The 14,428-nt window shown below is 57.8% G+C and carries 9 protein-coding genes and 1 pseudogene; 2 read left to right on the top strand and 8 right to left on the bottom strand.

The window, feature by feature from the left end; all coding sequences use genetic code 11:
- Nucleotides 1-73: 73 nt before the first annotated feature.
- Nucleotides 74-460 (top strand): DUF4280 domain-containing protein, encoded by a 387-nt coding sequence (locus tag QJ48_RS08445; protein ID WP_054973195.1) that lies wholly within the window; start codon nt 74-76, stop codon nt 458-460.
- Between the two features lie 15 nt (nt 461-475).
- Nucleotides 476-2,023 carry a toxin-antitoxin system YwqK family antitoxin gene (locus QJ48_RS08440; RefSeq protein ID WP_054973194.1) on the top strand — a complete coding sequence of 516 codons (1,548 nt, stop codon included), beginning with the start codon at nt 476-478 and terminating at the stop codon, nt 2,021-2,023.
- A gap of 65 nt (nt 2,024-2,088) precedes the next feature.
- Here the strand turns inward: QJ48_RS08440 and QJ48_RS08435 are convergent, their stop codons facing one another.
- The 8 genes and pseudogenes from QJ48_RS08435 to QJ48_RS08400 form a co-directional block, all read right to left on the bottom strand.
- Nucleotides 2,089-3,624: a hypothetical protein gene (locus QJ48_RS08435; protein WP_054973193.1), complete on the bottom strand. Its 1,536-nt coding sequence runs from the start codon at nt 3,622-3,624 to the stop codon at nt 2,089-2,091.
- A 32-nt stretch (nt 3,625-3,656) separates the two neighbouring features.
- The gene (locus QJ48_RS08430) at nt 3,657-5,351 is read right to left on the bottom strand and encodes a hypothetical protein (protein WP_054973192.1); all 1,695 of its coding nucleotides are present in this window, start codon (nt 5,349-5,351) and stop codon (nt 3,657-3,659) included.
- Nucleotides 5,352-5,379: 28 nt separating this feature from the next.
- Complete coding sequence (locus QJ48_RS08425) at nt 5,380-7,449, bottom strand: phage tail protein (protein ID WP_054973191.1); 2,070 nt, start codon at nt 7,447-7,449, stop codon at nt 5,380-5,382.
- 16 nt (nt 7,450-7,465) lie between these two features.
- On the bottom strand, nt 7,466-9,721 hold the full coding sequence (locus QJ48_RS08420) for a putative baseplate assembly protein (RefSeq protein WP_054973190.1): 2,256 nt from the start codon (nt 9,719-9,721) through the stop codon (nt 7,466-7,468).
- Between the two features lie 20 nt (nt 9,722-9,741).
- A complete protein-coding gene (locus tag QJ48_RS08415; protein WP_054973189.1) occupies nt 9,742-12,795 on the bottom strand; it encodes a putative baseplate assembly protein in 3,054 nt (1,017 codons plus the stop codon).
- 36 nt (nt 12,796-12,831) lie between these two features.
- On the bottom strand, nt 12,832-13,230 hold the full coding sequence (locus QJ48_RS08410; protein ID WP_054973188.1) for a GPW/gp25 family protein: 399 nt from the start codon (nt 13,228-13,230) through the stop codon (nt 12,832-12,834).
- A gap of 22 nt (nt 13,231-13,252) precedes the next feature.
- The gene (locus QJ48_RS08405; protein ID WP_054973187.1) at nt 13,253-13,984 is read right to left on the bottom strand and encodes a phage baseplate assembly protein V; all 732 of its coding nucleotides are present in this window, start codon (nt 13,982-13,984) and stop codon (nt 13,253-13,255) included.
- Between the two features lies 1 nt (nt 13,985).
- A pseudogene (locus tag QJ48_RS08400) lies at nt 13,986-14,428 on the bottom strand (hypothetical protein); the annotation flags it as partial.

Here is a 14,428-nt window from a genome sequence, read left to right as displayed (position 1 = left end):
CAGGCGAGTGTAGTAGTATGAAGGTAACAAAGCAAAGCACGCGACTTGACAAAATAAAAAGGAGTGCGGCAAGATGGGACAACTTGTATGCGGAGGGGCGACGATCCGGTGCAGCTTCGGCAACGCTCCGGCTTCCCTCCAGGTATTGCCGGCGAACCGGGTCACAACCTCCATGCCGATCGCCAATATTATGGACAACAAGCCGGTGGTCAACGTGCCACCTTTCGGGATGTGCAGCTCTATGGCCAATCCGCAGGTCGCTGCGGCAACGGCGGCCAAATTCGGCGTTATGACCCCCATGCCTTGCGTTCCCGTAACCGTCGCACCATGGGCGCCAGGCTCTCCGACCGTTCTTATCGGCAATATGCCCGCCTTGAACAACAGCTCGAAGCTCGTCTGTTCCTGGGGCGGATTGATCGAAATTGCAGTTCCCGGCCAAGTGACCATTCAAGTGCCGTAGAAGGAGCGACAAGTAGTGATTGAATCGATGATCAAGCCGTTTATCGCCCCATTGCAGAAGAAAATAGCCGTCCCGCTGAAGCAATCGGCCGCTCTGCCGAAGCTGGCGGTCAAAAAGGCCGCCGACGCCTGCAAAACGATTTTGACCGCCAAGGAAGTCACCAAGCAAAGCTACGTGCCGATCGGCCATTACTATGTGCAAAAGAAGCTGATCGTCATTGTGGCGCTGGTCCTGCTGGCGCTCGTATATTTCATCTGGATCAAGCCCCCGGCCTTCGTGAGCCGCATGTTCGGATTCGTGCCGACCTTCCATGAGCAGACCGGAACCCCTCTCACCTATACGGGCAAAGCCAAAGTATTCGATCAAGCCGGCTGGTTCAAATACGAAGGGGAGCTGAAGGACGGCGTCTTTCAAGGCCCCGGGAAGCTGTACGATCCCAAAGGAAAGCTGAACCGGCAGGGGGAGTTCGACAAAGGGCAGCTTACATCCGGCGAAGAGTTAGTTCCCGATGGCACCCTGCTGTACCGCGGAGACTTTGCCGAGGGACTGTATACGGGCACGGGCACCCTGTTCCACCCGAACGGCAAAATCCGCTACCAGGGCGAGTTTCAGGCTGGCCTGCCTGCGGGAAAAGGCAAGGCGTTCGACGAGCATGGCAAAGTCATGTACGAAGGAGGCTTCGCCGGCGGCCTTTACTCCGGAGACGGCATCGAATATTATTCCGGCGGCGCCGTGATGTACCAAGGACAATTTTTAGCCGGAAAATATAACGGTACGGGCAAGCTGCTCGCCGAATCGGGCACGGTGCTGTACGAAGGCGGATTCACCAATGGATTATACTCCGGAGAAGGCACCGAGTATTTCGGGACCGGATCGGCCAAGTATAAAGGAGCATTTATGGCAGGCCGGTACAGCGGGACGGGACAGGCTTATTACGAAAACGGAAACCCGAAGTACAGCGGGGACTTTGTCGCCGGCGTGTACAGCGGGAACGGAGAGGCCTTCTCCGAAAACGGCCAGCCGATTTATAAAGGAAGGTTCGCCGGCGGACTGTACGACGGATTGGGACAGCAGCTCGGTAAGGACGGAAAGCCGACATACCTTGGTTTCTTTCGGCAGGGCCAGCCAGATTATACCGCCTTTCTGGGGATGACCGGGGCCAAAATCGAAGAGCTGCTTGGTAAAGCGCCGGAAACAACCGTCGTCGACACCCCCGACGGAACGCCGGAGCTGCTGATGAGCTACCGCAATTACCGGATGGCGTTTACCGTGAAATTATCGCAGTCCGACCCGCAGACCAGCTATATTGCGGCTGTGAAGCTGACCGAACCGGATACGATCGAAGCTCTGGCGGCGAGCTTTGAAGAGCGTTACCGAAAGCTCGTCAAGGACGATCCGAAGCAGACGATGCTGGCGAAAACAAGCCTCAGCGTATCGCCGGACGAACGGAGGATCATTTATATCGCCGATTCGTATGTTTACCGTTTCCTTTACAGCCCCGCCCATACACTGAAGGAACTGGAAGTGTCCGGCGGCCAAAAAGCGGAGAAAACGAAGCACTAGCCCGGCTTTCTCCGCTTGGCTGCTTTTTTTTGTTCAAAGTCGGTGTTCATGCCCGCGTTCCTTCATTAGAATCGCATCTCGTCCTCTTCTTCATCGTCCGCCAAGAAGCCCGGCTCCATTTCGTCTTCATCCTCCAAGAAGCCCTGTTCTTCCTCCATCGCGAATCCTTGTTCTTCTTCGTCCATGAAAAAAATCCGTTTGTCTTCGTCCTCCCCGTCCATTCGGACGGAGTCCGTTTCTTCCTCCGATTCGGACTCTCCCACATCCGATTCCGAGTCGGTATCAATGTTGTAAGAGAACTTCGGAACGTAATCCGAGTCTTCGTCCATCTTTTCTTTTTCCGACTTCGGAATGCTCGCGTACGTTCTCGGGATGAGACGGTTAACCGTATCCGCGTTCGCCTCGATATCGTATCCGTAAGTTGCCGCCTCGCTCAACCATCCCGGGCCGCTGCGCTCCGGAATATGAGGGCATTTGTCCATCCAGTCGTCGTTTCCGGCTTTGTACTCCCCGTAGTTGGCCATCATACAAATTAAGCAAGGACGCTTCAGGCCCTTCACATGCCCCGCTCTGAACTTGTCGTCATCGTTCAAATACTTCTTGATCCGCCGCTCGGCATGGAGGTCCACATTCTTCTTGCCCTGCTTCTCCGTCTCCATCGCAACGATCGGCTTGGCGTCAAGGGCATCTGACAAATGGGCGTATTCCTCAGGCAGTTCGTCCTGCAAGAGGCGCGCTTTGATTTTTTCCAAATGCCGGACGATTCGTTCCTTCACTTCCGGGAGCATTTTGGGAAATTTTTTAGCCTCGGTTGCTTCGTATTCCTGCACAATGTTCTCCAACAATTCCTTCGTGCTTAGCCCGGTTTCATCCACCTCTTCCTTCTTGTTCTTCCTAACAAAGTTTTTCTTGTTCTTATTCTCGTTCGCAGCGAGATAGAACCGGTTATCGTCGAACAGCCCGGCTTGAACCTCCTGGGTCTTCCCTTTAAGCCTGAAATAAAAGGCGGAGGAAATCCAGCGCAGCACTTGATCCGTCCGATTGTTCTCGTAGCTTTTTGGTGAAACCAAGGATTCCGTATTATTGTTATACAAATCGTTGACGCTGACGTGCTCTTGATCCGATCCCGCTTTTTTCTCTGCCGCAGCTGCGAACGTTAAAGGAACCTTATGAATTTCCCCGGCGGCCAAGCTTACGTTCGAATTTTCCCATTTGGAATCGGTTAAGCCTTCATTCATTTTGGCTTTGACTTTCTTGAAATAGGCCTTCTTCTGCTCCAAACGTCTTTTGGCCAGTGCCGATTGCTGCTGCTTCCGTTCTTCTTCACTCAGCTTTTTAGACTTGATCACTTTCTTTTTCTTTTTTTTCTGTTCCGTATCGTCTTCTGCGTTTTTCCTTTTCGTTGCCGGCTTACGCGTGTCAGACTCTTCCCCTTTCTTCCCCATAAGCTGCAAGACCGCTTGGTTCCCCAGGTTCCTCTGGAGCTGTATCATCGCCTGCAGGGGCGGAAGCAAAGACCCTGCTCCCGCTCGGGTCCGAGCTTGACCGGATTCCTCCGCAGGGTCGGGCGTTCTGCGTGCAATCGTCGGACGAATGGGCATTGGAGCTTCCTCGCTTTCTCGCTGTTTGACGCTTATTTGCTGTCCGTCCCGGCGGCCGCTTCGCGCTCGGAGAAGGACAAATCGGCTGCGGCCGCCTGTTGTGCCGTGTCCTTGTTACTGCGCACCGCCCACCATCTCAAACGCAAGCTTGAGCCTTCGGCCGGAGACAGCAGCTTCAATCCGATCCGAAACGTTCCTCTCCGCGGGTAGACGACCGTCCCAACGGATACTTTGGGCAGACCGATATCGTAATCGCTTCCCTGGAACACGTCGGAAGCCCCGTAAAATACGCTCTCGTTCACGTTCAGAAGATCCGGAATCATATCGTTATCGGTCATCTCCAGGCCGACCGTAACCATCACCTGGCCCGGCCCAAGACCGTGGCTGATCTCATCCGTATAATAGCTCCGCTCCTGCTTGCCGAACGAGATCATGCCGCTTTTGACGATCCCCCCGGCCAGAGGAAGGTCCACGACGCCGCTGCCGATCTCTTCTTGAGCGGACCTCTGCTGCGGCAGCCCTAACATGAAGTCAAAATGGCCCTTGTCCGCCCGGTAGCCGACGGAGAACTGCGGCGGCTCGTCCGCTCCAAGCTGCCGTACGGAGGCGCCGGCCGTAAACGCCGCCCTGTCGCTGCCGCCGTACGGCAAGCTGCTGCCTGTTCGCCTTGCCAGGATGCCCAGCAGAGGCGAATTCGCGATCAGCTCGTTAAACGGCAGCGGCGTCACATGATCGATGACGTAGCTCGGACCCATCTGCAGCAGGCTGATTTTGGCCAGTACGACCTCCGGTTCCGCCGGCGAGCCCAGCGCCTCGTCCATCGATCGGGACGCATAAGTTTCCCACCGCTTCTCTTCCACATCCGCCACAATTTCAATCGTCTGCGAGCAGGCGGCCTCCACCTGAATACGCCGGTCGCCGATCGTGAGAACCGCCGTACCGGGCTTCGAGCCGAAGTCTCCTTTTTCCCCGGCGCGCCCGGCTGCCCTTACCGGCCACCGGACGACGAAATCGTCGGATTTATTGTCCGACGGTACATCGACCCGGATTTTGCCGGCGGTTGAAGAGCCCGAGCCCTCCACCAATGGAAAAAGCCCGCCGAGCGGTTCGTACTCAAATGTAATCGGCGGCGTTTGCAGCGTCTTCTCGATCCGGAGCCGGGCTTCGAACGTCTCGCCCTCCGTCACGTACCGAGGCACCGTTTGCATCACCCGAACGTGCCCGTCATCGTACAGAACGGCGGTCGCCAGCGCAAACTCGTTCCACTCGAATTGCGCGGGATCCGGCGCGTTTTCCCGGATGAACAAGCGGTACCCTTCCACCACCCGGTTATATTCGCTGATCTCATCCGGGCGGGCCGAGCTGCTCGCCACCGCATGCACGGGCTCCTTGCCTTTCTCGTCGTAAGCGATGCAAAGGTATACGTTTTTGGCGTAATCGTTATTGTTGAAGCCCTCCATCATCGAGAGCTTGAGCGTCACCGGGGAGGAGACCGTAATTTCTCGTCCGAGGCCGTCCAGCGCGAGCCCGGACTGCACCGATACCGACTTGTCGTCCACCGCGACCACCTGCAAGCCCGCCACTACGCCGCTTCCGAACAGCAGCCGGTTGAGCAGACGCCGCTTGTCGTTGAAATATTTTTGCTCGGATTCGAAATCTCGGACCGTCAGCAGCTTGCCGTAAAAGTACCGGTTGCGTTCAAACGGAAAAAACCTGGACTTTTTCATGCTCCGCTTCCTCTTTCATCATTTAATGTTATTCAAGCTCCGAATCGAGACCGAGTCTCGTATGAATGTCCATGCGGTTGTCGCGCTCCATATCGATCAGCACCGTATGATAAGGCAGGGTGGCGCGCCGGTCCAGCTTCAGCCAAGACGGCTCGGCCAAGGTCGTATTGATGCCGAGATACGTATGCATATCCATATTCATCCACGGCTGCAGCACTACCAGCTTGGCCTCCGTGAAGGCGGGCTTCTGGGCGTCCAGCAACTGCTGCAGCACATATTTTTGTTTATCCGAAGCGGCATGCTCCGGCTTCACCACAACGCAGAATGTGTAAGGGTCGTCGCTGTACAGCCGGCTCGCGGTTTCGCGGAACTCGGCATTTTCCAGCAAGTGCCGGATTTGAAAATGCTCGATAATCATCGGCGCCTCGCCCGTGTAAATCTCCACCATCCGCGAGATGGCCGCCCGGGTCCCCCGGAACCTGTATAAGTCGGGGGCTTCGCGCATCCACAATCGCAGCTGTTGTTCCGTCCAGTGCTCATCCGGCGAAAGGCCCAGCCACGAGGCAAGCCACCGCAAGTAAGGGCCGTCCGTCGCATCCGGGTCGAAATAGCGCGCGATCCCGGCGATCGTCTCATCCGTCTCCTCCATAAAGGTGGCGAACAGCGATAAATAGCGCTCCAGAAAGCTTCGGCTCTTCTCGTCCTCCTGGTACACGGCCGGAAGATACGATAAATAGGACATGCGCGGATCGTAAATGCGAAGCCTGCGAAGCAGCGGGGAGGCCGTTTCGCTACCGATCCACTCCAGCTTCAGCCATAGGTACCGCCCCTTCGCCGACACCAGCAGCGCATCCTTTGGATTCGTTAACGTATGCGTCCACAGCGGACTCAAAGCATCCAGCTTCTCCTCGGCCGGAATGGCCGGGTCGGCAATATATTGATCCAGATCGAGCATGCGTCCGCCGAGCGCCACCGTTTTGCGGTCGGAGGCGAACCAGGACAGACGAAGCTGCAATCCCTCTTCCACGTCCGCATCCAGCACCGCTTTGTGCCACTCGTTCTCGCTGCGGGTGCTGTCCATGGAATAGGAGATCCACGTTCCTTCGTAGCGGCCATTCCCGCAGGAATACGTGCGGGGCAATAGCTGCAGCACAGTGACGGTTTCTTCGGCGCGGTTCCAGACATAAAGCTGTCCGCTCGCATTCGTCAGCAGCTTGTCGGACCGCCCGTGGTACGAAGCAATCGGCCAAACGGTACATTCTTCTTCGGACATCTCGGCCAAGAGCAAGGAACGCCGGTTTTCGCCGGCCGCTTCGCCCGAGGCGTCCCCGATAAACAAGCCGCCCCGTCGGTCAAGCGCGATACCCAAAGGCCTTGGCTGACGGACGGCTTCGCTATACCATTCCGGCTCGCTGCCGTCCGGCAGGCGAAGCAGCCGCCCCGTCCCGGTATCCAGCAGCCAGACGGTCCCGTCCTCCGTCCCGGCCAGTTGAAACCGGCCCCGTAACGCTTCCTTTCCGTCAGGGAACGCCCGATCCGGGTCGATCTCCATTTCCGCCAGCAGTTGACCTGAGGAACCAAGCCTTAATAAGACGAGTCTGCCGCCATCTACAATGGCAAGCACCAGAAACTGCCCGCCCGCCTGGGTTGCGCCCAAGGGATATAAGCTTTCCCCGCGGTAGTCGCTGTAGCTCCATACCGCTTGGCTGTTACCGGCATGAAAGGCAATAAGCGGCGTATCGGCATAGGGATCTGCGGCCAGCACCGTATCTCCTACGGCCGCCAAGTAAGCGGAGGAGGTGAAGGTGCCGTGCCCTTCGCGAAGCAGCGGTTCCAGATGGCGGTTGTCCGGATCGTACAGCCACAGGGCAGCAGACTCATCGAGCAAATAGATGCGGTCCTGCCGGCCGGGAGCTATATCCGCAATCGTTCCGGGTCCCTCGCCTTCCCATTCCGCTAGTGAAATTTTCGCTTCAATGCCGTACTGCTCCGTTTGCATGAGCGCAAGTCCGGCGGAATCGATGCTGACGTTACAGGTCATTCCCCGTTTCCAATCCGACGGCTTGTTCAGCGAGAAGAAACGGAAAGGTCCCATCATGCGCCGCCCCCCTTTGTTACAGCTCGGTCAAGCTGATTAGTTCGATGTCGTGCTCTCCGGAATAAACGAGCCCATACGGCGGGATTTGAATATCGCCGTCGGCATCTTTACGAAATCCTTTGCCTTCCGCCGAAATCCATAAATCCTGAATGTAGCTGACCCCCGAAATCCGATTGATGACGCCGTAGATATCTCCCTTGTACACGGTCCGTCCGAAAGCCCAGCCGCTCGTTCCGTCCTTGTTGTCGAAAGGCTGCAGCAGTCGGGTCAGCTCCCGGATGACGATGCTTGCTTCGTCCTTGAACGAAGGCTCTACCACAATAACGGCATGCACGCTGATCTCAATATATTCCGGCGGCAAAATTTGAATGTCCGTCGTAATCATCCGGCGCTTGTCCAAATGCCGTCTCACCGTTTCCATAAATCCGCGGCTCGGCAGCGGCTTCGGCGATTCGCTGTAGGGTACCACCACGACGGAAAGGGCAGCCGGCGACCGGTCCGAAGGATACTGCTTCAGCCCTTTGCGGAATAAAGGCAGCGCCCGCGCTCTGGCTATGCGAAGGCCCGGCGTATTCAGCACGATCCGCTCCACGTCCTCCGCCGTCACGGCCGTTGCGGGCTGCTGCAGCTCCCTTCGTGCTCTCAGCTTGGCCTCCTCCAGCGTTTCCGGAGCGCAGCCACCCGTAGCGACCGTCCGGTTCACGGGATGCACAATCTCCACCTCCGGCCACGGCTCGGCGAAACGCTGAATCAAGGCTGCGTTAATATTCCCGGACACGCCTTCGGTCGAACGAAGGGAAATGACAACGATGTTCGGCTCGTCGGATGGCAGAGGTGCCATCCCTTTCTCGTTGTCGCCGAAGAGAACGATGCCGTTCAGCGGATCGAGAAGGAAATGCCGGTCGTCAGGACCGGACCGGTCGAAGTCGTCGACTCGCTGCCAGTCATACCACAGCCATTCCCCGGATACGGGGTCCTTTTCTCCAACTTGGAGTCGGAACGATTCGGCGACGACGGAAGCGCAGGGAAGCTCGCAGCGCTGATGGGGCAGCCCGTTTCCGGTGCCGATGCGCCGCTGATCGCGAAATCGCCCGGTATGGCAAATGACCCTTACCCGTCCGATGCCGTCCGGCGGCGCCTGTCCGCCCGCCTCCTCCCCGAAAGCGATCCGGGCCGTCTTGCTCTCACCGTTTCGGCTTAAAGCGTAAACTTTCCTTTTATCCCCCGGGACCGCAAACGGCAGATCTCCGGCCTCGCGCCATTCTTCCCAAGCCACTTGGTCCTCTGAACGGACTTGAATCCGCACCGTGCCGAAGAAAGCCAAATAATGACTGATTTCCAGCGATTGTCCTTGTCCGCTCCTTCCGTCCCAGTCGAACTCCTCCATCAGACTCCATGTGTCGTGTTGGAAGGCGGTCACCGCATTGAACGCCACGTGTTCGATCTTGGGCGGCAGCTCGAATCCCGGTTCGACGACCTCGCAGCAGATCCAGTACCGCTCCCGGTCCGATGCCGGTCCCACGATTCTCGACTGCATCGGCCGCTCCAGCCGGAACAACAGCTTGCCGCTTTGCGACAGATGGTTCGTCTCGTCCCGCCGCAAAACGACCGGCTGCCAGTCCGCAGGACGGTCCTCTTCGCCGTCGCCGAACATCCGCCACGCCAGCTTGGCCGAAGGAATGCGTTCCCCTTCGAAGTCTTGTACCGGAACGATAGGGTAGTTCTCGTACAACCGGATCGACAGGGTAAGCAGTTGATTCGTCGGCAGCGGTTCGGCAAACCCGATGTACAGTCGGCTTCCCGTTTCCCCTTTAGCCCCGAATGCCGGAAACGATACGTTGCGCCCCTCGTTGGAGGCGGTATAGTCGAAATAGCCGGAGTCGGTCGCCACGATCAGCTTGTCCGGGATGGCGGGAACGAGCAGAAGCGGCTCGGCCGTCTCGAAGATCAGCCCGCCCGCCGCCAGCTTGGTGCCGCGGGGAAGCTTGGATTTCTCGGCAACGTCTTCGAACTGAACTTCAACCGAAGCCGGAACGGCTCCCCGGGGCTTCACGCCAAGCAGCTTGAGAAATTTCAGTTCGTTGGCTTCGGTGACCCGGTTTAAGTAATACTGCTGCATTTCAATGAGCCAAGTCAGCATTTCGAGCATCGTCATGCCCGGATCATGCGCGTTCTCGTCGGTCCATGCCGGATAAAGCGCAGGGATTTGCTTCCGGGCCGCTTCTACCATGTGCTCGTACATGCGGTCATCCAAATTCGGTAGCTTGAGCATGCTTGTTCCCCTCCCGTCCCTTACACGATCTCGATAGTCAGCTTATGAATGCCTTCGGTGACGATGCCGTGCGGAATCAGGGACATGTTCTCCGGCAGCAGCTCCGTGCGCTCTCCGTCCTCCAGCTTCGTTACCGTCATGGTCAGACGATCAACATGATGAATCGACCCGATGGATTTCAGCAGCGCGTAGAACATGGACAGGTGCAGCGGCTTGCCGATTTCCCATCCGTTTCCGTTCAAGCCTCCAACCAGCGGATGCAGGAACCGGCCGATTTTACTCAGCACCTGACTTTCGGCCGCAGCCGCTTCCTCCATGCTTTTTACAGCCAATACGGCTTGCACGCCGATCTCCAGCCAGGCGGGCCCGATCACTTGAATGTTGCCCGGAAACGCGGTCGGATAAGCTGCGCGCTCGCGGAGGTAGCTCTCGACCCGCTTCTTCAGTTCGATAAAAGAAGGGCCTTCGTGAAAGCCTGTTTTCGGCAGGACGACCAGCGTGACGCAGCCCATTTCTTTCTCCATGCGGACGTTGCGGCCGGGCAGGCATTTCACCTTGCCGATGCCCGGATAAGCTTCCCGCACGAGCCATTCGTAATCTTCCGCCGTCACCGCGCGCCCCCGGTGCTTGACCAACTGCGGTCCACGTTTCAGCGCCTCCTGCAGCGCTTCCGGCTCGCAGCCGCCGGAAGCGGGCTTGTGGTTCACGACGCTCTGGATGAAGGCAATGGACGTTTGCAGCTGGTTGATCGCCAGCCGGTCCAAATTCCCGCGCGCTCCGCCGCCGGTTTTGTAGCTCACCTTGATCCGTTCGATATCCGAGTTCGGAAGACGCTTCCCGTGAACCCCGTCCCCGAAATAGATCCGGCCGGTGGAACGATCTATCCGGTAGTGCCGGTCGGCCGGACCCGAAGCGAGGAAATTCGCCACCGGCTCGTAGCGGATCCAGCACTTCAGCACTTGCCCTTCCGAATCGCGCACGATGTCTGCCCGTCCTTCGTCGAGCTCCAGATCAGCCAGCTCTTCCTTCGCCAAATGCCCGGTTTCGTCCACCCACACCTCCTCCGAAATGACCGGCGTACGGGCCAGGACGACGGCGGGCATCTCGTCCGGGAATTCGCCAGCGGCCACTGCTTGCGGCGCTTCCTGCTCGACCGTCTCCTGCTGGATCGCCGCAACGGTGTTCAAATGAACCCCCTGGATTAGCGGACACGGGCTCGGCGAGCTGTCCGAATCGAACCTTGCGTCCTTGTTCACCGCGCGAATCCAATACCGGTCCCGGCCCCACATCCGAAGCTCCGCCAAGTCGGCCGGCGAATAGAAAAGAACCGTCCCGCTCTGCGTAAACCCGTTCGTGCCGTCCGTCGTCTTCAAGGGACGCCAGCTTCCTGCGCCCGTCCCATATTCCCACTCGATCAGCGGGATGTCGCCGGACGCCGCTTTTTGCATCAATACGGAAAAATAAAGACTGATCGGTCCGCGGACGGGGGCGCGGTCAAAACCGAAATAAACGGCCGGCTTACCGCCCTCCGGCAGCCGGAAAGGAGCAAAGGGACGTCCGCCGCCCCCGGTTCGTCCGGAGCGGTCCCGGCTCTCCGCGTTGTTGCGGGTCCAGCACGCTTCAGGCGGGTAAAGCGGCTCGTCGTAAGCGTATTTTAGCCGGACCTGCTCGATCCATGGCGACAAATAGAGCGGGTTGGCCGAATACAAATGCTCGATATGCAAAATCCGCGCGCGAATCCAATAGTTCCATTCCGAATTGACGAACGTCTGCTCCAGGTCGGCCGGACATACAAAAGCAAACTCTGCGTGACCCTCTACAGGGTGATAAAAAAGCGTTTCCGCCGCTGCCGGAACGGGCAGCCTCACCCAAGCCAAACCGTTCCAATATTCCCATACGACTCGGGTAATCGAAACTCGATCGGGGATATCGACCTTGTCCACATCTTTTTTCTTCATAATCGGCTTCCAGTCAATGTGCGGCGGCTTCTCCGGGATCAGCCGATGCTCTCTGCGCGATAAACGGAAGCTGACCGTTATTTTGCCGCCCCGCTTGCTGAGCGGTTCCGCGCATGCGGCATAAAATGTCCCGAACGGCGCGAACAGATCGCCGAACGGATAGCCACCGCCCGAATCGATTTGGATATCGCCGAAATACATCCGCTCCGGCTCGATTCCATCGTCGCCGTGCAGGTCCGCATAATCCGCCTTGATGCGCAGTCCGTCCAGCTCCAGCTCCGCCAAGTCCGGAGTGCCTGCAGCTCCGCCGAGCGAACGAACCTTGCACCGCAGCCATCTTCCGGCGCCTTCCTCCAGCTCCGTTTCTTCCCACGGGGCAAGCGTGCGTTTGGTCAAAATCAACCGGTTTCCCCGGCTTTCCACCTCGTCGAACGGAACCCAGGCCCCGCCCGAGAAGTAGCTCCACGTCACCGCCCCGCTGTCCGCCAAACGTTCCGATAAAGCTGCCTCCTTGAACCGCTTCAGCGAATGCGTCAGCTCCAGCTCGATTCTCGCTTCGTGCTTCAGCCTGAACAAATGGTCGTGCTTCAGAAGCAGGCTGTGCTCCTGCACGTCGCCCTCCGCCCCGAACCGGAACAGCGCCGTAGGCCGCTCCTCTCCCGAGGGAGCGTCAAGCCGGACGATCCGGTCGTGGCGGACGCTGACATTGTACATGTCCGTAAGCCGGGAAGGAGTAACCATGACGGAATGCGCCGTCTCGAAGATGACCGGTTCTCCACCTTCCGGGGGCGTTCCGGCCACCTTCGTCCCTTTGGGCACCGGAACGGTCTCCTGCGCTCCCTCGCTTAAATAAAAGGTCAGGTAGCTTTTGGCTGGAAGGGAGGACTGCTGGGACACATCCAGCATATTAAGGAAAGCGACGAAATTTTTATGCGGTACTTGATTGAGCCTGGAGATATTGTCTCCCAGCATCCGCGCGAACAGCAGAAACAACGCCGTTCCCGGATCGGGGTCCTCCGGCGTGAATCTCCATTCGGGCGTATAGAAGGGCGTCATTTCCTGCATTTGTCGAATCAGCGCCGGGACATCCCGGGCGTCGATCGGAGGAACCCGCATCCGTGAACCGCCTCCTTTCCAAGCCTATTCGGCCGCTCATTTCGTACCTTCATGAATATAGAACGGATACACCTGATTAAATAAGTTGTTCGTCGATCGGACCTCGTACCGGATGCGGATCATCACTTTGCCTGGATCGTCCGTATCCGGCTCCGCCCGGACCTCGACTTCGTGCACCCGAGGCTCCCAGATGCGGATCGCTTCCTCGATGTCCGACTCCAGCAGATGCATCGTCGTCTCGTCCGTCGAGCCGAACAGGAAGCGCTCCACGCCGCAGCCGAAATCCGGCCTCATCACGCGCTCCCCTTTGCCGGTCCATACAATAATGCGGATCGCTTCCTCGATGTCCTCTTCATATTCGGACATTTTGATGCGGCCGGTCACCTCGTCCACTTCGACGGGGAATTTCCATCCTCTGCCCAAAAACGACTTCACCCGTACGCCTCCCTCGGCCGATTTAGTTGATTTTGACCAGGCTGCCCTTAATATTGACGACCCCGTCCGATTTGATATCGACGGAGGCGCTGCCTTTCAGCGCCAGACTCGCGGAAGCCTCGATGTTGACCTGGGTCGATTTGACGGTAATTTGCTTACTGCTCTCGATCTGGATATCGCCCTTGGCATTCATGGTGATGACCGAAGTGCTCGACGTGATTTTGATTTCATTCGCGGACCCGCCTTGAATGACAATGGAATGACTTCCGCTGGAATCGGCGATTTTGACCGAGCTCTCCTTATCCAAAAGCTCGACGATCTGGCCTTTTTGGGTCTTGACCGTGATTTTGCCCTCCGCGTCGTTGTCGTCAAAAATCAGCTCATGGCCCGACCGAGACTTGAATTTGCGCACGTCGTTCTTGTCGTTCTTCCCTTCGGGAGAAGGGTCCTTCTTATTCCACAGCGTGCCGATCACATAGGGCTGCCGGGCCTCTCCGAGATGAAAGGCGACCAGCACCTCGTCCCCCACCTCGGGAATGAACAGCGTCCCGCGGTCTTTCCCGGCCATCAGCGTGGCAATCCGGGTCCAATCGGTTTCCGTCTCCCCTTCGCGGAGCGGGAGCTTCAGCTTGACCCGGGCCAGGTTTTCCGGGTCCTTGTTGTCCGTCACGACAGCCACCATCACGCCGTTGATTTTTGGCGTCAGCGATTCCAGCGCATCGTTCGGGTTTAATGGGAAAGGAAACTCGTTCATGTCAGCCCACCGCATTTCCTTGAACTTTAAAAGTAGTCGTATAACCGGAGGCGTCAATCCGGTGCGTGGAGGACGTAATATAGTAAGGCTGGTTGAGAACTCGCCCCAATCCCTCCAGCTTAATATACCGGCCCGCGCAAATTTCAGGCAGGCCGATGCATTCGCCATGTCCGGAAACCAGCTTCATGGCCCGTTCGTTCATAACCGCCTCCGCCTTCGCTTTCGCCTCTTCCGCGGAATCGACGTTCGCACCGATATTTTCCTCGAACTCACCATGCGTTTTTAACAAATCTTTGCCCGTCTTGGAGCCGGAGCCAAGCTTGGTGATCTCCGTAGCCGAAGCGACGATCGGCTTCTGCTGCTTGTCATCCCAACCGCGCACCGTCACTTTGGTAATCTGGTCGGCGAGGTTCATATCGGTGGAGAAGCTGCGCAAATTTTGGC

The organism is Paenibacillus sp. A3, from assembly GCF_001399685.1.
In the GTDB taxonomy this organism is placed as follows: domain Bacteria; phylum Bacillota; class Bacilli; order Paenibacillales; family NBRC-103111; genus Paenibacillus_G.
Note: the sequence above shows the minus strand (reverse complement) of the source record. Positions and strands in the feature narration are given on the sequence as shown.